21 protein-coding genes and 1 tRNA gene are annotated in these 17,748 nt (G+C 66.4%); 18 read left to right on the forward strand and 4 right to left on the reverse strand.

From position 1 onward, the window contains the following. The first annotated feature begins 30 nt into the window (after nucleotides 1–30). From NO887_RS15300 to NO887_RS15345, 9 genes are all read left to right on the forward strand, one after another. The gene (locus NO887_RS15300) at nucleotides 31–159 is read left to right on the forward strand and encodes an HVO_2523 family zinc finger protein (RefSeq protein WP_256419075.1); all 129 of its coding nucleotides are present in this window, start codon (nucleotides 31–33) and stop codon (nucleotides 157–159) included. A gap of 584 nt (nucleotides 160–743) precedes the next feature. Further along, on the forward strand, nucleotides 744–1,709 hold the full coding sequence (locus NO887_RS15305; RefSeq protein ID WP_256419076.1) for a phytoene/squalene synthase family protein: 966 nt from the start codon (nucleotides 744–746) through the stop codon (nucleotides 1,707–1,709). A 290-nt stretch (nucleotides 1,710–1,999) separates the two neighbouring features. Next, nucleotides 2,000–2,230, forward strand: a complete 231-nt coding sequence (locus tag NO887_RS15315; RefSeq protein ID WP_256419077.1) for a DUF7860 family protein — start codon at nucleotides 2,000–2,002, stop codon at nucleotides 2,228–2,230. Nucleotides 2,231–2,369: 139 nt separating this feature from the next. Next, nucleotides 2,370–3,647 (forward strand): histidinol dehydrogenase, encoded by a 1,278-nt coding sequence (gene hisD / locus NO887_RS15320; protein ID WP_256419078.1) that lies wholly within the window; start codon nucleotides 2,370–2,372, stop codon nucleotides 3,645–3,647. A gap of 245 nt (nucleotides 3,648–3,892) precedes the next feature. Then, nucleotides 3,893–5,116 (forward strand): phosphate/phosphite/phosphonate ABC transporter substrate-binding protein, encoded by a 1,224-nt coding sequence (gene phnD / locus NO887_RS15325; protein WP_256419079.1) that lies wholly within the window; start codon nucleotides 3,893–3,895, stop codon nucleotides 5,114–5,116. A gap of 7 nt (nucleotides 5,117–5,123) precedes the next feature. Next, the gene (phnC, locus tag NO887_RS15330) at nucleotides 5,124–6,017 is read left to right on the forward strand and encodes a phosphonate ABC transporter ATP-binding protein (protein ID WP_256419080.1); all 894 of its coding nucleotides are present in this window, start codon (nucleotides 5,124–5,126) and stop codon (nucleotides 6,015–6,017) included. A 1-nt stretch (nucleotide 6,018) separates the two neighbouring features. Beyond that, the gene (phnE, locus tag NO887_RS15335) at nucleotides 6,019–6,819 is read left to right on the forward strand and encodes a phosphonate ABC transporter, permease protein PhnE (protein ID WP_256419081.1); all 801 of its coding nucleotides are present in this window, start codon (nucleotides 6,019–6,021) and stop codon (nucleotides 6,817–6,819) included. Next, a complete protein-coding gene (gene phnE / locus NO887_RS15340) occupies nucleotides 6,819–7,619 on the forward strand; it encodes a phosphonate ABC transporter, permease protein PhnE (RefSeq protein ID WP_256419082.1) in 801 nt (266 codons plus the stop codon). Before phnE (NO887_RS15335) ends, phnE (NO887_RS15340) begins: the two co-directional genes overlap by 1 nt. Next, nucleotides 7,616–8,302 carry an HAD family hydrolase gene (locus NO887_RS15345; RefSeq protein WP_256419083.1) on the forward strand — a complete coding sequence of 229 codons (687 nt, stop codon included), beginning with the start codon at nucleotides 7,616–7,618 and terminating at the stop codon, nucleotides 8,300–8,302. Before phnE (NO887_RS15340) ends, NO887_RS15345 begins: the two co-directional genes overlap by 4 nt. Nucleotides 8,303–8,372: 70 nt before the next feature. Here NO887_RS15345 and NO887_RS15350 read toward each other — a convergent pair whose 3' ends face one another. Next, on the reverse strand, nucleotides 8,373–8,963 hold the full coding sequence (locus NO887_RS15350; protein WP_256419084.1) for a TetR/AcrR family transcriptional regulator: 591 nt from the start codon (nucleotides 8,961–8,963) through the stop codon (nucleotides 8,373–8,375). Nucleotides 8,964–9,188: 225 nt separating this feature from the next. Between NO887_RS15350 and NO887_RS15355 the strand changes: the two genes are divergently transcribed. The 8 genes from NO887_RS15355 to hisG all read left to right on the forward strand — a co-directional run bounded on the left by NO887_RS15355 (nucleotide 9,189) and on the right by hisG (nucleotide 14,455). After that, on the forward strand, nucleotides 9,189–10,640 hold the full coding sequence (locus tag NO887_RS15355) for an MATE family efflux transporter (RefSeq protein ID WP_256419085.1): 1,452 nt from the start codon (nucleotides 9,189–9,191) through the stop codon (nucleotides 10,638–10,640). 106 nt (nucleotides 10,641–10,746) lie between these two features. Further along, nucleotides 10,747–11,121, forward strand: a complete 375-nt coding sequence (locus NO887_RS15360; RefSeq protein ID WP_256419086.1) for a HesB/IscA family protein — start codon at nucleotides 10,747–10,749, stop codon at nucleotides 11,119–11,121. A gap of 323 nt (nucleotides 11,122–11,444) precedes the next feature. After that, complete coding sequence (locus NO887_RS15365; protein WP_256419087.1) at nucleotides 11,445–11,690, forward strand: DUF5816 domain-containing protein; 246 nt, start codon at nucleotides 11,445–11,447, stop codon at nucleotides 11,688–11,690. 69 nt (nucleotides 11,691–11,759) lie between these two features. Continuing rightward, nucleotides 11,760–12,095: a DUF7116 family protein gene (locus NO887_RS15370; RefSeq protein WP_256419088.1), complete on the forward strand. Its 336-nt coding sequence runs from the start codon at nucleotides 11,760–11,762 to the stop codon at nucleotides 12,093–12,095. Nucleotides 12,096–12,172: 77 nt separating this feature from the next. Continuing rightward, nucleotides 12,173–12,373, forward strand: coding sequence for a dodecin (locus NO887_RS15375; protein ID WP_256419089.1), 201 nt, complete (start codon nucleotides 12,173–12,175; stop codon nucleotides 12,371–12,373). Nucleotides 12,374–12,491: 118 nt separating this feature from the next. Beyond that, nucleotides 12,492–13,157 carry a DUF7119 family protein gene (locus tag NO887_RS15380; RefSeq protein WP_256419090.1) on the forward strand — a complete coding sequence of 222 codons (666 nt, stop codon included), beginning with the start codon at nucleotides 12,492–12,494 and terminating at the stop codon, nucleotides 13,155–13,157. A 52-nt stretch (nucleotides 13,158–13,209) separates the two neighbouring features. Next, a tRNA-Lys gene (locus NO887_RS15385) sits at nucleotides 13,210–13,283 on the forward strand. A gap of 281 nt (nucleotides 13,284–13,564) precedes the next feature. Then, nucleotides 13,565–14,455: an ATP phosphoribosyltransferase gene (gene hisG / locus NO887_RS15390; protein ID WP_256419091.1), complete on the forward strand. Its 891-nt coding sequence runs from the start codon at nucleotides 13,565–13,567 to the stop codon at nucleotides 14,453–14,455. A gap of 35 nt (nucleotides 14,456–14,490) precedes the next feature. Here the strand turns inward: hisG and NO887_RS15395 are convergent, their stop codons facing one another. The 3 genes from NO887_RS15395 to NO887_RS15405 form a co-directional block, all read right to left on the reverse strand. Continuing rightward, on the reverse strand, nucleotides 14,491–14,754 hold the full coding sequence (locus NO887_RS15395; RefSeq protein WP_256419092.1) for a GIY-YIG nuclease family protein: 264 nt from the start codon (nucleotides 14,752–14,754) through the stop codon (nucleotides 14,491–14,493). 69 nt (nucleotides 14,755–14,823) lie between these two features. Continuing rightward, a complete protein-coding gene (locus NO887_RS15400) occupies nucleotides 14,824–15,567 on the reverse strand; it encodes a DNA polymerase sliding clamp (RefSeq protein ID WP_256419093.1) in 744 nt (247 codons plus the stop codon). Nucleotides 15,568–15,696: 129 nt separating this feature from the next. Next, nucleotides 15,697–17,100, reverse strand: a complete 1,404-nt coding sequence (locus tag NO887_RS15405) for a phosphoglucomutase/phosphomannomutase family protein (protein ID WP_256419094.1) — start codon at nucleotides 17,098–17,100, stop codon at nucleotides 15,697–15,699. A gap of 89 nt (nucleotides 17,101–17,189) precedes the next feature. Here NO887_RS15405 and NO887_RS15410 point away from each other — a divergent pair, with 89 nt between their 5' ends. Then, nucleotides 17,190–17,732, forward strand: a complete 543-nt coding sequence (locus NO887_RS15410; RefSeq protein WP_256419095.1) for an NADPH-dependent FMN reductase — start codon at nucleotides 17,190–17,192, stop codon at nucleotides 17,730–17,732. Nucleotides 17,733–17,748: the final 16 nt, after the last annotated feature.

The following is a 17,748-nucleotide window of genomic DNA, read 5'->3' on the forward strand; positions in this document are numbered from 1 at the left end:
GTTATATCGCCGGCGACCACACCGAACTGCATGGGTGACTCGGAGGCCACCGGTGGGCGGCCGTGTCCGATGTGCGAGACGCCGATGTATCACCGGCACTGTAAGTACGTCTGTCCGACACACGGCGTCATCTACGACTGCAGCGACACGTTCTACTAGATACAGTCTCGAAAGGCTGCCTTGTGATCGATAGCGGGAGTGGGTGTTGCATGCGGTTGGCGTTGGAATTTATAAGCGGTCAAGCGGTGTTGCCGGCGACCGTTTATATATGGTTGCTGGCGCGGTGATCGGCTCTCGTGTCTTGGCTGCTTGTTTATGAGTGATGGATGGCGTGGTGGACGCGTTCAACGCCCCGACCGCCCGCACCGTGGTCTCACACCTCCCCAGCCTCGCTGTCGCCAGCGGCCGTCTGCAATGCCTACTCCCACAATCGCTCGTTGCTATACTGATCGAAACCGAGTCTGAACCAATCACTCCTTGAGGACTTCAACTGAGGCGGCAGCGTGGAGTCTCCTTCCTCAAGGAACGAGCAAAGCGAGTGAGTAGGGAGGGGAGGAGCGCGTTCGTGTCAGGTGAGCGAAGTAGGGTAGGGTAGTTGACTTTGCATCCGCGTCGACGCTCGCCAACGGCGACGCATCCTGCGAAATCGACACCGGGCGAACTGTTATGTTCGTGGAGTCCCAGCCATTTTGCATGATTGGCGACCCGCTATCGATCCGCCTTGCCGGCCCCCAGAGGGCAGCATGGTAGAGAAGACACAGGTCGCCCGGAGCAAACGGATCCAACGTCGCACCGGCAAGACCTTCCACGTCGCGACGCGGGTGCTCCCGGAGCGGATCCGCCGCCCAACGTACGTGCTCTACGGCTTCTTCCGGATCGCAGACGAGATCGTCGACTCCCCCGACACCGATCTGCCGGACGAGCAGCGATCGGAACTCGAACGGCTCCGTCGGACTGCACTCGGCTCGGAACCGGCTGATGACTCCGTGTTGGACGCGTTCGCGATGGTTTGTGACGAACGCGGCATCGACGACGCCGACATCCACGCGTTCGTCGACGCGATGGCGAGCGACATCGACACCGACCGCTACGAGACGTACGACGAGTTGGAGACGTACATGAACGGGTCGGCCGCGGCGGTCGGCCGGATGATGACGGCGATCATGGATCTGGACGCCGACACCGAGGCTCGGGCGCTTCCGCACGCGACGAAACTCGGCGAGGCGTTCCAGATGACGAACTTCATCCGCGACGTCCGCGAGGATGTCGTCGAGCGCGACCGGATCTACCTGCCGCTCGAGACGCTCGAAGCCCACGGCGTGAGCGAACAGCAGATCCTCGATTTGGAGTTTGACGACCGCGTCGCGGCCGCGATCCGATCGGAGCTCGCTCGTACCGAGCGGCTCTACGAGGAGGGCGTCGCGGGGATCAAGTACCTTCCCGAGGACTGCCAGTTCGCGGTGCTGCTCGCGTCTGTGCTGTACGCGGACCACCACCGGCTCATCAGAAATCTCGGGTACGATACGGTGTCGACGACGCCGGAGCTCTCGCTTGCCCGCAAGCTCTCACTCCTCGTTCGGACCCGCTGGAAGTGGCAGTGGACGCGCGACCCGGAGGCCGTCTTCTACGAGATGTGTCGCGGCTTCGACAGACACCACGATCACCGCGAGCACGGACCGCACGGCCCGAGCGTCGCACACACCGACTGAGCGAGCCGCGATGGACCGATCTCGATTCGTCTCGCTCGCGTTGCTCGCGTTCGGTCTCGGTTTCGCGGCGTTCATCCTCCGCGGCGTGACCCGAAGTATCGGGTCGTACGGCCTCGCCGTCGCGGTGTCCGCGCCGGTGTTGTTCGTCGCCGTCGCGCTGCTCGCGTGGCTCTCCGTCCGAGCGGCACTCGATGTGACCGGGGATCCGGCCGCTGGAGTGAGGCGTTCGCAGACGCCGTCACGACCACCGGAGAGAAATCCTTATCTGGCACTCCAAACGACTAAAATTCATGACTGGCCGTTACGGCGATCTCGACTACTCGAAGACCACCAAACGGAGCGTCCTGTTGGGGATCGGTTTGTTCCTGATCGGCACGCTCGGCGAGTTGACCATCCACGCGACGGGAGCACAGGTTCCCGGGTGGGAGCAGACTCTTCTGCTCGATCTCGAGTACCTCGGAACCGCGATCACGCTCTTTTCACCGTTCGTTTTCGGTATCCTCCTCCCGCTCACCGAGTAGGTCCGGCGTGACACGGAGGGACCGCCGGATCGATTTGTGCCAACGGGCCCCGGTCGGTGACTGCTGTGAGCGCGAACGATCCCCGTCGGTGCCGGTCCGAGTCGGAATCTCCTTTTGGCCGCGGCGCGGAGATGAATGTATGAACGTACGAACTGTCGCCGACCTCTCACCGGCCGAGCGCCGCGCCTTCTTCGAGCGCGACGCCGGTGTCGAGGCGGTGCGCGACGACGTGAGCGACATCGTCGCTCGGGTGCGCGAGGAGGGCGACGTAGCGCTGCGCGAGTTCTCCGAGGAGTTCGACGGCGTGGCCGTCGGCAACATCGACGTCACCGACGACGCCGAGCGCGCCCACGCAGAGCTCGACGACGCGAACGACCCCGTGCTCGACGCGGTCCGCGACGCCGCGGCCAACGTCCGCGCGTTCCACGAGCGACAGCGTCCCGAGGACTGGCGCGACGAGTTCGACGGCCGCGAGCTCGGCCGCCGGTTCCGCCCGATCGACCGCGCCGGGGTGTACGTCCCCGGCGGCGCGGCGGCGTATCCCTCCAGCGCGCTGATGGGCGTGATCCCCGCGACCGTGGCGGGCGTCGACCACGTCGCCGTCGCGACCCCGCCTGCGGACGAACTCAACCCCGTCACCCTCGCCGCGATCGCCGAGGCCGGCGCGGACGCGGTGTACCAAGTCGGCGGCGCACAGGCGATCGCGGCGCTTGCGTACGGGACGGAGACGGTGACGAACACGCAGAAAGTCGTGGGTCCCGGTAACAAGTGGGTCACAGCCGCGAAGGCGGTCGTACAGGGCGACGTGGAGATCGATTTCCTCGCCGGCCCGAGCGAGGTGCTCGTGCTCGCCGACGTCACCGCGGACCCGGACCTCGTCGCGGCCGATCTCGTCGCGCAGGCCGAACACGACCCGAACGCCTCCGTGGTCGCGGTCACCGACGACGCCGACCTCGCTGACGCGGTTGCCGACGCGGTCGACGAGCAGGCCGCGGGCCGCGAGCGAGAGGAGACGATCCGCGCCGCACTCGACAACGACGCCTCCGGCGTCCTCCGCGCGCGGTCGATGCCCGAGACCGTGCTGTTCGCCGAGGAGTACGCCGCAGAGCACCTCTCGATCGTGGCCGACGACGACGAGGCACTGCTCTCGCGGATCTCGAACGCCGGCTCGGTATTCCTCGGGCCGTACTCGCCGGTCGCCGCGGGCGACTACGCGGCGGGGACGAACCACGTGCTCCCGACGAACGGCGGCGCGAAGCGCTACGGCGGGCTCTCGGTCGACACGTTCCTGCGCTCGTCGACGGTCCAGCGGCTCGACCGCGACGCGCTCACCGAGCTCTCGGACACGATCACGACGCTCGCGGAGGCGGAGGGGCTGGAGGCGCACGCCGAGAGCGTCCGGAAGCGGTTCGAGTAGCACATCTCGGTCTGGGTAGGTCTCCCTCGGCTCCGTCCGGCGTCGCTTCGGCTCCGGAGCGATATATAGCCGTTCGGCCCGCACTGGACCCGTCAGTACGTATCTGGGCTCGTCCGTACCGATCTAGACCCGTCCGGATGCAACGTGTCGGTCGGTAGCACTCCTCTACACTGACGAGCGGAACGAACGACGCTATACGGTTCATAGCAGACTTCTTACCCGCGAAATGGCGTGTTTCGGCCGTAATGTCGGACGACCCTCGCGAACGGACGGGATCGAGTTCGAGACGACGATTCATCAGCCTCGGCGGCGCGGCCGCGGTCGCTGGACTGGCCGGCTGTTCCGGCGGGTCAGGCGACACCGGATCATCCGGCGAGACCGTTGGGACCAGCAGCTCCGACGGAAACGACGGAGCGAGTGGAAGCTCGGGTGAGTCGGGCGATCCGATGCTGGCAGAGTCGAGCGCGTTCGAGGCAGAGGAGCCGAACTGGGAGGAGAACAACTACCTCGCGTCGCCGCTCATCGAGGCGGGATACGAGCGTGGTAGTCGGACCGATCTGGAGCAGATGGGGAGTCGCGAGGTCGACGAGGTTCCCCACGGCGAGCCCGTTCGAGAGACACCCGACGACGAGACCGAGTGGCTCGAACCGGACACGCTCGTGTTCACGGAAAGCCCAAGCGAGGACGTACAGGGTCGCTACGAGGAGGACTTCCAAGCCGTCTTCGACCGCATCGAGGAGGAGACGGGCCTGCCGGTCGAGTACAACCGCGTCGACAGCTACGCCGCCTCCGTCGAGGCGATGCGATCGGAGCGAGCGCACATCGCGAACTTCGCGACGGGGGCGACGTGTTACGCGGTCAACCTCTGCGGGGCGGTCCCGTTCACGGCCGGCATCGCGCCCGGAGGCTCCTTCGGGTACCGCCTGTTCGCGACGACCCGGACCGATGCCGACGACATCCAGAGCGTCGATGACTTCGCGGACGACGATGTCCGTATCGGACACGCTGAGCCCTCCTCGAACTCCGGACACCAAGCACCGTCGGCGCTCTTCGATCAGTACTTCGACGTGACGGCCGGCGAAGACTACGAAGTCAACTTCTCGGGCGGTCACTCGCAGACCACCCGCGGGATCGCCGCCGGCGACTACGACGCCGGGCCGATCTGTTCGACCTGCTTCAAGGATACCGTCGAAGGGACGAGCGACCTGAGCTTCGACGATTTCAAAGTTGTCTGGGCGTCGAACCCGTTCCCGAACGGTCCCATCGCGTACCGGTACAACCTCCACCCAGATATCATCGAGGGGATCGAGGCGGCGTGGCTCGACAGTAATTTCGCTGGCACTGCCTACGCCGAGCGCACCGGCTACGAGGAGTACGTCCCTATCGAGTACCGTCGCCACTGGTACGACATCATGGTCATCCAGCGGTACAACGGCGTCGAGTACACCGAGGGCTCGCTGAGCGAGTGATCGATCGATGACACTCGACGTGACCGACCTGCGGAAGACGTACCCGACCGGCGACGAGGCGCTGACAGGGATCGATCTCTCGATCGACGGCAGCGAGACGACCGCGATGATCGGGCCGAGCGGTGCTGGAAAAAGTACCTTCATCAGGTGTGTCAACCGTCTCACCGAGCCGACAGCGGGATCGATCGAACTCGACGGCACCGACCTGACAGCGCTCGGCGACGACGGGCTCCGCGAGGCGCGCCGCGACATCGGGATGATCTTTCAGGAGTACAACCTCGTCGAGCGGCTCACGGTGATGGAGAACGTGCTCACGGGGCGGCTGGGATACGTCTCGGGCTGGCAGGCGTTCCGCCGGTCGTTCCCGCCCGCGGACATCGAGCGCGCCTACGAGATCTTAGAGCGCGTCGGCCTCGGGGATATGGAGAACAAGCGCGTCGACGAGCTGTCTGGAGGGCAGCGCCAGCGCGTCGGCATCGCCCGCGCGGTCATCCAGCAGCCGACGATCCTTCTCGTCGACGAGCCGACCTCCAGTCTCGATCCGGAGACATCGAACACGGTGATGCGGCTCCTCACAGAGATCGCGGCCGAGCAGGACATTCCCGTGTTGATCAACATCCACGAGGTCGACCTCGCGACTGACTACGCAGACCGGATCGTCGGACTCCACGACGGCGAGATAGTCTTCGACGGACCGCCAGCCGATCTTCAAGACGGGGCGCTCGATCGCGTCTACCGCGGCGGCGATCCGCCGGAATCGGACGCGCCGCGTCCGGCGGACGCGACAGCTGACGGCGCGTCTCAGGGTGACGCCGCGTCGGACGGCGTGCGCGTTCCCGCCGACGGCGTCGTCTCGGCCAACGGCGGAACGCCCGATCGATCGGCGTCGGGTGGGCCTTGAGATGGCGGCCGAACAGCGCAGTTGGCGGCGGCCCACGGCCTTTCGCCGGCGAGAGATCAAGTGGGCGACCTACCTCGGCCTCGCCGCGTTCTTCCTCTGGTCCGCGTTGAGCGTCGGAGCCGATCCGTCGCGCATCGTGGAGGGAGCCGGTCGGAGTCTGACGCTGCTCGGCGACTTCTTCCCGCCGGAGGCGACCCCCCGCCAGACCCAGCGGATCGTCGACAAGATGGTCGAAAGCGTCGCGATGGCGATGGTGTCGACGGTCACGGGGATCGCGATCAGCGTCCCCGTCGCGTTCATGGCCGCGGAGAACCTCTCGCCGAAGCCGCTGTACTACCTCAATCGCGGGTTTATCTCGCTTTCGCGCGCGCTCAACGCCATCATCGTCGCCATCCTCGTCGTGAAGGCGGTCGGGCTCGGTCCGCTGGCCGGGGTCATCACGATCACGTTCAAGACGGTCGGCTTCTTCGCGAAGCTGCTCGCCGAGGACTTGGAAGACATCGACATGGGGAGCGTGGACGCGGTTCGTGCGACCGGTGCGTCGCCGCTGCAGACGCTGGCGTACGGCGTCGTTCCCCAGATAATTCCCCGGTTCGCGGGACTCAGTGTCTACCGCTGGGACATCAACATCCGGACCTCGACGATCGTCGGAATCGTCGGGGCTGGCGGGATCGGATCGGTGCTTCTCACCGCGTTCAACCGCTACTCCTACCAGTACGTCAGCGCCATCCTCATCGCGATACTCGCGGTCGTGCTCGTCGCGGAGGGGGTAAGCGCGATAGTCAGACGGAGGTACCAGTGATGGCCGGCGTCGACGCCGGACGGACGTGGCAGCGGTTCGACCGACGCCGACGGTTCGGACGCTTCGTCGGGCTTCTCGGCGCGCTCGTCGTGTTCGCCGCCTCGTGGCGGTACCTCGACACCGGGATCACGAACGTCGAGACGGTCCCCCGCGAGATCCGCGATCTCCTCACGCGGATGTATCCGCCCGACCTCGCGTACACTCCGGAGATCGTGGAGCCGCTGATCGAGACGATCCACATCGCCGCACTCGGCACCGCCGGCGCGCTCGTGCTCGCGGTTCCGGTCGCGTTGCTCGCGGCCGAGAACACCACACCGAACGTCGCGACCTACTGGCTCGGGAAGCTGATCGTGACCGTGAGCCGGTCGGTGAACACGATCATCTGGGCGCTGATCTTCGTCGTCGTGTTCGGCAGCGGTCCACTCGCTGGCGCGGTCGCCATCGCGTTCCGGTCGGTCGGGTTCCTCGGAAAGCTGCTCGGCGAGGAGATAGAGGAGATAGACTTCGGGCAGGTGGAGGCTGTCCGCGCCGCGGGTGCTTCCTCGGTGCAGGTGCTGCTCTACGGCATCGTCCCGCAGGTGAAGCCGGCGCTCGTCGGCCTCAGCGTCTACCGCTGGGACATCAACGTTCGCGACTCGACGATCCTCGGGTTCGTCGGTGCCGGCGGTATCGGCGTCCAGCTGTTCCGGGCGGTCAACGCCTTCGCGTGGCAGTCCGTGGCGACGATCCTGATCGTCATCCTCGGCGTGGTGATAGCGAGCGAAGCGATCTCAGCGTCCGCTCGGAGGATGGTCCGATGACAGCGGTCGGTGCGTCCGATCCCGAAGTAGTCCTCTTCGACATGGACGGCGTGATCCTCGACGGCTGGGGAACCGACAGCGTGGTCCACGCCCGCGCGGTCGACGACGTGCTTGCGGACCGCGGTCTCAGCGCGGACGTGGACATGCGCTCGACGCTGGCGCGAGACGCCTACGACGACGACTTTCGAGCGGCCTGCGAGACGCTCGGCGTCGATCCGCCCGCCTTCTTCAGAGCACGAGAGGATCGCAGCGCGACGCGCTCAATCGAGCGACTGGCAGCCGGGGCGCGACGGCTCTGCCCTGACGTGGACGCCCTCGACGACTTGGCCGACCGCGCACAGATCGGGCTCGTGAGCAACAACTACGATCCAACCGTCGAGTTCGTCGTCGACCACTTCGGGCTCGACGCGTTCGCCTTCGCCCGCGGCCGAGATCTCGGTCCGGACGGGTTCCGGCGTCGTAAGCCGGATCCGCACTACCTCGACGAGGCGCTCGACGCGCTCGACGCCTCCGGGGGCCTCTACGTCGGCGACCGCGCCACTGACGTTATCGCCGCCGAACGTGCCGGTCTCGACGCCGTGTTCGTCCGGCGCGAGCACAATTCGGCCCTCGACCTCGATGTCGAACCCGCAGCCGAGATCGACAGTCTCCACGATCTCTCCCCGCTGATCGGAGAGCCCTGAACGCGTCGAACCCTTCGGACTCTGCTCGATTTCGGCCTGTGCGACCTCGGTCGTGGCCGTCGGGAGTGTGTCACCGCAGCGTCGCGTCGACGTACTCGCTTGCGGTCTGTCGGGCGAGTTCGAGCTCGCTCATGTCGTCGAACACCACGGCTCGGGTCCGCCCCCCGTCGGCGATAGACAGCAGCGCGTGGGCCGCGCGCTCGGCGTCGACATCGGCGAACGCGCCCTCGTCGATGCCGTGGTTTATCACGGCCTTGAGCGCGTACCGGACGTACTCGTCGTTCTGCGCGAAGCGCTCGCGGAACGCGTCGTTGTACGGGGCCTGACTCCGCATTTCTAAGAGCGCGACGGAGAGCCCCTGCGTCTCGGCCGGCTTCGCGAGCAGTTCGTCGAGAAGCAGAGACAGGCGGGCGTCGGGATCGGTCGTCTCGATGTCGCGAATCGCGTCGACAAACCGGGCGAGGAGGTAATCCAAGAACGCCGCGAGCAGATCCTCTTTCGTGTCGTAGTGATAGTGGATCGCGGCGGTCGACTTGCCGTACTCGTCGGCGATCCGCTGTACCGTCAGGTCCGCGTAGCCGTGATCGCGGAGGGCGCGGTAGGTCGCCTGCATAATGTCGCTGTTCCCGTCCGCGGCGGTTCCGTCCGGTAGCTCGCTCATGTGGCGTCAGTTACGTCCACGGGCGAATAACCGTTGCGCCGATCCGGCGATAACGCTCGAAAAACGATCAGATAGTCAGTCCGTAATACCCGATATATAGGGCTACCGATGAGATATATGGCACATATTCGATGTTCCGAAGCCTTTTGACTTACTAGTTAGTAAGTACTACATGCACACGACAGACGACCACCCAGCAGCCGGACTCCTTGGAGGCTCCCGCTGATGGGGATCGGTGACGGCATCGGCGCGCTGTTCAAGGGGCCGTCGGAGTTCGATCTCACGTCCGGCGGGATCGGGAAGCCCCTCTTTTTCCTCTCGATGCCCATCGTCGTCACAAACCTGTTCCAGACCGCCTACAACCTCGCGGACACGTTCTGGCTCGGGCAGTACAGCACGGACGCGCTGGCGGCGATCAGCTTCGCGTTCCCGATCGTGTTCCTGCTCATCTCGCTCGGCATGGGTATCTCCGTCGCCGGCAGCGTGCTCGTCGCGCAACACACCGGCGCGGGAGACGAGGATCGGGCCGAGTACGCCGCCTCGCAGACGGTGACGTTCGCCGTGATCGCCTCGGTGCTTCTCGGTGTCGTCGGCTATCGCTTCGTCGGTGATTTTCTCGGGCTGCTCGGCGCGTCCGCGGACGTGTTACCGCTTGCGTCGAGCTACATGGAGGTCGTTTCGCTCGGGCTCGTCGCGATGTTCGGCTTTGCCGTGTTCGTCGCGCTCATGCGCGGATACGGCGACACGATCACTCCGATGCTGGTGATGTTCGGCTCCGTCGTGCTCAACATCGTCCTCGACCCATTCGTCATCTTCGGGTGGGGTCCCTTCCCCGCGCTCGGGATCGAGGGAGCGGCGATCGCGACGGTGTTCTCTAGGGCACTCGCGCTCGTCGTCGGCCTCGCGGTCATGTTCCGAGGGGAGCGGGGCGTGCAGATCAACCTCCGAGACATGGTCCCCGACTTTACGTACCTGCGTCGGCTCGTCCGCATCGGATTGCCGGCGTCCGTCGAGGGAACCGGCCGCGCCGTCTCGATGAACCTGCTCCTGTTCATCGTCGCGCTGTTTCCGGATCCGGTGGTCGCCGCCTACGGGATCGGGACGCGGGTCTTCTCCGTGATCTTCCTCCCGGCCATCGCGGTCGCCCGCGGCGTCGAGACGATGACCGGTCAGAACATCGGCTCCGAGAAGCCGGACCGAGCAGAACGGGCGGCGGCGCTGGCCGCGAAGACGCTGTTCGCCGTCCTGACTCTCGCCGGCGTCGTCGTGTTCCTCGTCCCCGAGCAGATCGTGTCGGTGTTCGTCGGTGCCGATCAGGCCGACGCGGCCCGCGTGACCGCGGTCGGCGCACAGTTTCTCCGGATCGTCGCGCTGACGTTCGGATTCATCGGGATCATGCGGGCGTACACGGGAAGCTTCCGCGGCGCGGGCAAGACGCTCACCGCGGCGGCGATCTCCGTGCTGATGCTCGGAATCGTCCGATTCCCGATCGCGTGGGTCGCCGCCGGTGCGATCGGCGAGACGGGGATCTGGCTGTCGTTCGCGGTGTCGAACGTCGTCGGCGCGGTCGTCGCCTACGCGTGGTATCGACGGGGAACTTGGCGCGACGGCGACCTCACCGCACAGCGCGTCGATGTGGACGACTCCGTGGCAGTCGGCGAGTCGGCCGACGACTGACGGCACCTGACCCCGTTCTTCGGGCCCGGCCGGTGTAACCACTCGGGGTCACACCGGTCGGTTTGTCGCCGGCAGGGTTTTGGCCGCTCGGATGGAACGAGAGAGTATGAGTACCGAGACGGCCGACACGGAGGGCGGTGGAAGCGATCCAGCGATCGAGGTGACCCCCGACGCCGCGGCCGAGGCGATCTCTCTGCTGGAGGGCGAGGGGCTCGACACCGACGAGGCCGGCCTGCGACTGTTCGTGCAGCAGGGCGGCTGTGCGGGCCTTTCATACGGTATGCGGTTCGACACGGAACCGGAAGACGACGACCTCGTCGTCGAACACCACGGGCTCCGCGTGTTCGTCGATCCCGCGAGTCAAAACTACATCGGCGGGAGTACGCTCGATTACGAACACGGTCTGCAGGCTGCCGGTTTCGAAGTCGAGAACCCGAACGTCGTCTCCGAGTGCGGCTGCGGTGAGTCGTTCCGGACGTGACCGATCTCCCGACGTGAGCGAGAACGCGACGAGCAGGTGGCGCGATGAGCGGGTGGGCGCAGCGGGGGTGTCGATTTCTCGCGGCTGGGGCGTGTTCCTCTCCCACAGTACTGCGACCGCACCTCATGCCTCCCCACCCTCGCCGCGCGGCTCCAAGGCGAGAGCGGCGCTCTCGCTTGCAACCGGCGCAAAGCGCCGGTGACCTCGCGGACGGTTCGCGGCCTGTCGGCCGCTCACCGGCGCACCACCGCTTGATCCCGTGACGCGTCGCGTTCGGTCCGACGAGTCGCGTTTTTAAGCCTGTCCGGACGATACCGTGTCGTATGAATCTCGACGCTTCGATGACCGCCGACGGTGAGCGCGTGTACACCGACCGGACGCTGGCCGAACGCGGCGCGGACGGCCCCTTCTACGTCGTGTTCGCGGACGCCGACGGATCGTCGCGCTGGGGGTTCCGGTGCGGAAACTGCGACTCGCTTCACACCGCGATGGACACGATGGGGCGGATCCAGTGTACCGACTGCGGGAACGTCAAGAAGCCGGACGAGTGGGATGCGGCTCACGAGTGAGCCCACCGCATGCTTGCGCGCCAGAATCGTGAGAACCTTTATCACAGATGGTGGCCAACGTCGAGACAGATGGCCCCTGCGAGCATCCCACCGACGACGGAGGCCAGAGACGTCTTTCGTGAACTCGGATACACCGTCAGCGAGGGCGGGCGCGAGTTCGTCGCAGAGCGGAAGTGGCGGCGCGTCCTCGTGACAACCCTGTGTCCCGACGACGACCTCGATACGTATCTCGCGGACGGCGGCGACGCCCATCGGCTGCGCTGTTTCGTCACGTGGCGAAAGAACGCGGGCGACCTGCGGGACCGCCTCGTCTCGAAGAAGCCGCCGTACGACTGGGCGGTCATCGGCATCGAAGACGACGGCGCGGACTTCGCGGTGATGGAAGGCGCACCGGGCAGCCCCTAGCCGACGCGACCGCTGGCTCTTCATCGATCGCAGTCGGGGATACATTCAAATCCCCGTGTACCGAATCAACATGTGACATGGTATTTAAGAAGATCACGATGATCGGCACGAGCGAGGAGAGCTTCGAGGCCGCGGCCGACGACGCGATCGATCGGGCCGAGGACACGCTCGAAAACGTCTACTGGGCGGAAGTCCAAGAGTTCGGCGTCGAGTTACAGGACGCGGTCGACAGGGAGTATCAGGCCGAAGTGGAGATCGCTTTCGAGTTGGCCGACTGAGTTCAGCGCGCGTTCGCCGCCCCGCTCGACTCGCGCGTCGCGCAGCCCTGCCGGAAGCGAACCCCCGAACCCCGCCCGAGTGCCGGTCGCTTATATAGGCGGCCACGAAGGACATCACATGACCGAGGATTCACGCGCGGACCGTCGCTCGCCCGTCGGGGAGCCGGTGGTCCGATCGGACCCGACAGTTACGGGGGAGCGCGCCGCCGAGGCGGTCGGATTCGACCCCGACGATCCGGAGAGCGTCGCAGAGGCGGCCGAGACGGTGGCTCGCTTCTCGGCGGGTGACGTCGGCGACGACGATCACGTGTTGATGCTGCGCGGTGCGGCCGCGTGTGCGGCGCTCGTCCGCGGCGTCGGCTCGTACAAGGCGGCGGCCGAACGCGCCGGCGACGACGTGAGCGTGGCGTTCATCCGCAAGTGGGCGCGCGTCCACGACCTCCCACAGGCGATCCGCCGACAGGTCGCGAGCGGGAAGATCGCGCCGAGCGCCGCCAAGCACATAGCGCGGCTCGGTGGCACGGATCGCTACCTGCTCGCGTGGGCGACCATCGACGGCGACCTGACGGTTCGGGAGGTCCGATCCATCGCCTCGGCGGTCAACGATGGGGGCGACGTCGAGAGCGCGGTTCGCGAGGCGGGCGTGCAGCTCGGTCACGTCGGCGTCGACCTCCCGCTCAACACGTACGTCGAACTCCGGCGGCGCGCCTCGAACGAGAGCCGCGCTCCCGGCGACATCGCCGCGGCCGCGCTGGACGACTACTTCGCAGACGGCTCCCAGTAGCGCCACGCTTTCTAAACGTTTATCCGTGGTCTGACCCTACCGGTTCGTGTCTGGGCCGGTAGCTCAGTTAGGGAGAGCGTCCGGCTTTTAACCGGACGGTCGGGGGTTCGAATCCCTCCCGGCCCGTGCAACGAGACGGTGAGCAACGCGAATCGTCGAGTGAACCGGTCGGGAGGGATTCGAACCCGGGGAGTCGCGCGCAGCGAACGTAGTGAGCGAGCACGTCTTCATACGGTTCGAATCCCTCCCGGCCCGTTTTCCTGCGACCAACGGGAGCAGTGAAAACGCCGTGTTCTTCGAATACGACTGACCCACGCGAACGGTGTTCGCGTGAGCCCTCTTCGACCACTCGTGCTGCGCTCGCCCCGGACGAAAACGTTTCCCGCGCGCCCCGCGAGTCGTCGAGCATGCGTATCGCCGTCCCCAACAAGGGCCGCTTACACGATCCGACGCTCTCGCTTTTGGAACGTGCCGGGCTCCACGTCGAGGAGACCGCCGACCGACAGCTGTACGCCGACACGGTCGATCCCGAGGTGACGGTGCTGTTCGCGCGTGCAGCTGACATCCCCGAATACGTCCGCGACGGGGCGGCCGACCTCGGCGTCACCGGCCTCGATCAGGCCGCGGAGTCCGGCGGCGTCGCCGACGATCCCGAGACGGCCGACGATAACGACCTTGTCGACCTCCTCGATCTGGGCTACGGCTCCTGCCGACTGGTGCTCGCCGCGCCCGAGGACGGCGACATCACGGCCGTCGAGGACCTCGCGGGCGCGACAATCGCCACCGAGTTCCCGACGGTCACCCGCGACTACCTCGCGCGCGTCGGCGTCGACGCCGACGTGGTCACCGTCACGGGCGCGACGGAACTGACCCCCCACGTCGACATGGCGGACGCCATCGTCGACATCACCTCGACGGGGACGACGCTACAGGTGAACCGCCTCGCCGTGATCGACGAGGTGCTCGCCTCGTCGGTGCGGCTTTTCGCCCGCGCCGATGTCGCCGACGATCCGAAGGTCGAACAGGTGCGGACGGCCTTCGAGTCCGTGCTCGCGGCCGACGGCCGCCGCTACCTGATGATGAACGCGCCGACGGACCGTCTCGACGAGGTAAAAGACGTGATCCCGGGGCTGGGCGGTCCGACGGTGATGAACGTGGAGGCCGACGAGAACGGCAACGGGAAGGTGGCCGTCCACGCCGTCGTCGAGGAGCGCGACGTGTTCGCGACGATCTCGGACCTCAAGGCCGTCGGCGCGAGCGGCATCCTCGTCACGGAGATCGAACGACTGGTGGAGTGATCGCGGTCAGGCGTTTTCCGGCGATCCCGACCCGATCAGGCGTCCGACGACGGTCCCGACCCGATCAACCGCTCTTTCTCCGCGCGCGTGAGCGATTTGATCGCGTGCTCTCTGGACATCGCGGCCGACTTCGAATCGAACGACTCGACGTGGCGTAGCGTCACGGGAGTCCGCCCGCGGGTGTATTTCGCGCCCTCGCCCGCGTCGTGCTCGGCGACGCGCCGCTCCACATCGGTGGTGTATCCGGTGTAGAGCGTCCCGTCGGCGCACTCGATCACGTACACGTAGTGGTCAGCCACGGATCCTGTCGCGTCTGTGTCTATTTTACGGGCGCGGTCGGGGATGCAGAGCGGAGCAACTCGGTCGGCTCAGTCGCTCTGGATCCGCGGTGCGAGCATGAACGTCACGTTGCCGAGCCCCTCGGCGAAGCCGTAGTGGAGCTTGACGGGGAACTCCTCGCCGAGTTCGACGGTGACCTCGGCGTCGGAGGGAATCGCCTTGTTCATGTCCTTGAGGTAGTCCAGACTGAAGAGCGAGTCCGCGGGGCCGGCGGTGAGCGCGATGAGGTCCTCGCGGGTGAGTTTCAAGTCGACGTCGTCGGTGTCGCCCTCCGCTTCGATGTAGAAGGCCTCATCGCCCTCGTCGACGCGGAGGCGGATGTGGTCGGAGACCATGTCGGCGGCGGTGATGCCGCGACCGATCTGTGCGCCCTCGACAACGATTTCGGCGGCCAAATCGAGGTCAGGGATGTCCGGCTCCTGCCGGATCGAGTCGGGGTCTATGAGCGCGAGGGTGTAGCTCAGCCCGTCGATCTCGATGTGGAGCTTTCGGGTCTCCTCGTCGAGTTCGAGGTGGATCAGATCGCCGGAGTTGGCCATGCCGGCGATGTCTTCGAGCCGGGCGAGGTTGACGCCGATGACGCCGCCGTCGGCCTCGTAGGATTCGAACGCGGCTGCTTCGAGAGTGAGATCGACCATCCCGACGTTGGCGGGATCGACCGCCCGGATCGAGAACTCCTCCTCGTTCAGGCGGATCTTGCACTCGTCGACCAACACGCTCACCGAGTCGAGCGCGTCCTGAAACGTCGACGCGCCCACGATGGCCTTGAACATATACGTTCAGCTAGGGCGGTATCACCTAAAAAGGCACCCGATCGGAGCGGGACGGGAGCGTTCGAACCGACCGAATCAGCCGGCCGACAGCGGTATCTGGATCGGGCTGCTGACGGCGGCGATTCGACCCTAGATCAGCGGCTCGACGATGTCACGCCCCTCGTCGAGGAGGACTGCCACCGCCTCGTCGCTGTCGGCTTCGGCGTACACGCGGAGTTTCGGCTCGGTGCCCGAAGGGCGGACGAGGAGCCACGACCCGTTCTCCAAGAGGAGTTTGAATCCGTCGAGGGTGACCACCTCTGCGACCCCGTGGCCGCACACCGACGGCGGGATGTGGTCTTCCAGATCGGCGAGGACGTCCTCCTTGCGGTCGTCCGGACAGTCGAGCGATACCTTTCCGGCCGCGATGTGGCCGTGTTCGTCGAGCAGTCGGTCGACTCGGTCGTCGAACGGCTCCGCGGCGTGAGCGCTCCCGGCGAGCAGCGCCATCAACACGCCGTCCTTCTCCCGGACGTGTCCGCGGAGGGTGAACCCTCCCGACTCCTCGCCGCCGAACAGCGCGTCGTGGTTGCCCATCGCCTCGGCGACCCACTTGAAGCCGACCGGCGTCTCGTACACCTCCTCGCCGTGCGCCTCCGCGATCCGGTCAACGAGGAACGTCGTCGAGACGGTCCGGACCGCGGGGCCGGCGTCGGTTTCGAGCAGCCGGTCGTAGCAGGCGGCGTAAAACAGGTTGGCGTCGAGCACGCCGCGATCCGCCGTGACGACCGCGATCCGGTCGGCGTCGCCGTCATTGGCGATTCCCAGATCGATGTCGCTCTCGGGGTCGGTGACGCGGTCGACCAGCTCGCCGAGGTGTTTGGCCGACGGCTCCGGCGAATCGCCGCCGAACGTCACGTCGCGCTCACAACGCAGCCGGACCACCTCGGCCCCGGCGGATTCGATCAAGGCGTCCGTGACGCCGCGTCCGCTCCCATGCATGGCGTCGTACGCGACCGTGAGCCCGGAGAGGTCGGCTCCCTCTCCCTCACCGGCGACGCCGCCAACCACCGCTCGGGCCGACTCGGCGTGGCTGCGCACGAGGTCGACACGCGAGATCTCGCCGCGCTCGCTTTCGGGGAGCAGATCCGGCTCCGCGAGACGGGCGACCACGTCCTCGGTCACGTCTGGAAGTGCGGGCGCGCCGTCGTGCGGGATGAACTTCACGCCGTTGTACTCGGGTGGGTTGTGCGAGGCGGTGACCATGCACGCTCCGGCGAGCCCGCGGTCGACAATGGCGTGCGCGATGACGGGCGTCGGCACGTCGCGTTCGGGGAGAAGCACGTCGAAGCCGTTGCCCGCGAGCACCTCTGCGAGGCTCTCGGCGAATCCCTCGGAGGTCTCCCGAGCGTCGTAGCCGACCGCGACCGGTTCGTCGTGGCCTGCCGCCGCCAGATGGTCGGCGACCGCCTGTCCGACGATCCGCACCCGTTCGTCGGTGAAGACGTCGAGGGTGGCCCGCCACCCGTCCGTTCCGAAGGCAATCTGATCCATGTGCGTCACGTCGTGGGCGGAGACAATAAGGCTCGGTGTCACCGCCGGCGACCGCCCTCGTTTTTGTCTTCCCGGCTCGAAGCCGACGTATGACTCGAATCGTCGCGGTGTCCGGCAGCCGACGAGCGGCGAGCACGACGCGAGCGGCACTTCGTATTGCCCTCGACGCCGCGGACGACGCCGGCGCGGAGACAGATATGATCGACCTCGGCACGGTCGATCTCCCGCTGTATCACCCCGACGAGGACGGCCAAGGTGACAGCGAGGCACTGAAACGGCGCGTGCGCGAGGCCGACGGCGTACTCGCGGGCACTCCAGTCTACCGCGGCTCCTTCTCGTCGACGTTCAAGAACTTCCACGACTTCTGCGGCTCGGCGGAGTACGAGAACACGGCCGTGGGACTGCTCGCGACCGCTGGCGGCGGTTCCTATGGCGGGACGCTCGAACACCTCCGGTCGACGTTTCGGAACGTCCACGCGTGGACGGTTCCCGACGAAGTAGGTATTCAGAACGCCTCGTCGGTCGTCGAGACGGGAGAAAACACCAGATACCGGATCACAGACGACGACATCCGGCGGCGCACGGAGACGCTGGGTCGCGTCGTCACCCAACACGCGGAACGGCTGCGGTGAATCGAGACGGAAATTG

This window comes from Halorubrum laminariae, assembly GCF_024494655.1.
GTDB classification, from domain to species: Archaea; Halobacteriota; Halobacteria; order Halobacteriales; family Haloferacaceae; genus Halorubrum; species Halorubrum laminariae.

Bases quoted from the DNA above. Each gene is read 5' to 3' on its own strand.
- phnD (WP_256419079.1), top strand. From the start codon at position 3,893: ATGTCGGACGACCCTCGCGAACGGACGGGATCGAGTTCGAGACGACGA.
- NO887_RS15400 (WP_256419093.1), bottom strand. From the start codon at position 15,567: ATGTTCAAGGCCATCGTGGGCGCGTCGACGTTTCAGGACGCGCTCGAC.
- NO887_RS15355 (WP_256419085.1), top strand. From the start codon at position 9,189: ATGGGGATCGGTGACGGCATCGGCGCGCTGTTCAAGGGGCCGTCGGAG.
- NO887_RS15360 (WP_256419086.1), top strand. From the start codon at position 10,747: ATGAGTACCGAGACGGCCGACACGGAGGGCGGTGGAAGCGATCCAGCG.
- hisG (WP_256419091.1), top strand. From the start codon at position 13,565: ATGCGTATCGCCGTCCCCAACAAGGGCCGCTTACACGATCCGACGCTC.
- NO887_RS15365 (WP_256419087.1), top strand. From the start codon at position 11,445: ATGAATCTCGACGCTTCGATGACCGCCGACGGTGAGCGCGTGTACACC.
- NO887_RS15345 (WP_256419083.1), top strand. From the start codon at position 7,616: ATGACAGCGGTCGGTGCGTCCGATCCCGAAGTAGTCCTCTTCGACATG.
- NO887_RS15315 (WP_256419077.1), top strand. From the start codon at position 2,000: ATGACTGGCCGTTACGGCGATCTCGACTACTCGAAGACCACCAAACGG.
- NO887_RS15405 (WP_256419094.1), bottom strand. From the start codon at position 17,100: ATGGATCAGATTGCCTTCGGAACGGACGGGTGGCGGGCCACCCTCGAC.
- NO887_RS15380 (WP_256419090.1), top strand. From the start codon at position 12,492: ATGACCGAGGATTCACGCGCGGACCGTCGCTCGCCCGTCGGGGAGCCG.
- phnE (WP_256419082.1), top strand. From the start codon at position 6,819: ATGGCCGGCGTCGACGCCGGACGGACGTGGCAGCGGTTCGACCGACGC.
- NO887_RS15350 (WP_256419084.1), bottom strand. From the start codon at position 8,963: ATGAGCGAGCTACCGGACGGAACCGCCGCGGACGGGAACAGCGACATT.
- NO887_RS15305 (WP_256419076.1), top strand. From the start codon at position 744: ATGGTAGAGAAGACACAGGTCGCCCGGAGCAAACGGATCCAACGTCGC.
- hisD (WP_256419078.1), top strand. From the start codon at position 2,370: ATGAACGTACGAACTGTCGCCGACCTCTCACCGGCCGAGCGCCGCGCC.
- phnE (WP_256419081.1), top strand. From the start codon at position 6,019: ATGGCGGCCGAACAGCGCAGTTGGCGGCGGCCCACGGCCTTTCGCCGG.
- phnC (WP_256419080.1), top strand. From the start codon at position 5,124: ATGACACTCGACGTGACCGACCTGCGGAAGACGTACCCGACCGGCGAC.
- NO887_RS15300 (WP_256419075.1), top strand. From the start codon at position 31: ATGGGTGACTCGGAGGCCACCGGTGGGCGGCCGTGTCCGATGTGCGAG.
- NO887_RS15370 (WP_256419088.1), top strand. From the start codon at position 11,760: ATGGCCCCTGCGAGCATCCCACCGACGACGGAGGCCAGAGACGTCTTT.
- NO887_RS15375 (WP_256419089.1), top strand. From the start codon at position 12,173: ATGGTATTTAAGAAGATCACGATGATCGGCACGAGCGAGGAGAGCTTC.
- NO887_RS15410 (WP_256419095.1), top strand. From the start codon at position 17,190: ATGACTCGAATCGTCGCGGTGTCCGGCAGCCGACGAGCGGCGAGCACG.